This is a genomic window from Paraburkholderia sp. SIMBA_030 (genome assembly GCF_046535245.1).
In the GTDB taxonomy this organism is placed as follows: Bacteria; Pseudomonadota; Gammaproteobacteria; order Burkholderiales; family Burkholderiaceae; genus Paraburkholderia.
The window spans coordinates 1-249 of record NZ_JAWRXB010001247.1 but is presented as its reverse complement, the minus strand read 5'-3'; the positions used below and the strand labels follow the sequence as shown (position 1 = coordinate 249).

The 249-nt window shown below is 60.6% G+C and carries 1 pseudogene; it reads left to right on the top strand.

The annotated features are described in order from the left end of the window. Positions 1-249 (top strand): annotated as a pseudogene (locus SB772_RS44040) (UTP--glucose-1-phosphate uridylyltransferase); the annotation flags it as partial.

Here is a 249-nt window from a genome sequence, read left to right as displayed (position 1 = left end):
CGGCACCGTCGAACTTCTTCATCAACGGCCGCTACATCCTGCAGCCGGAGGTCTTCAAGATTCTCGAAACCCAGGAGCGTGGCGCGGGCAACGAAATCCAGCTGACCGACGGCATGCTGAAGCTTCTGACGTCGCAGGATTTCGCAGGCTATCACTTCAAGGGAACGACCTATGACTGCGGCGCCAAGGATGGCTTCATCCTCGCCAACGTCGCCTTCGCGCTCGACCGTGCGGATATCCGCCCGACCG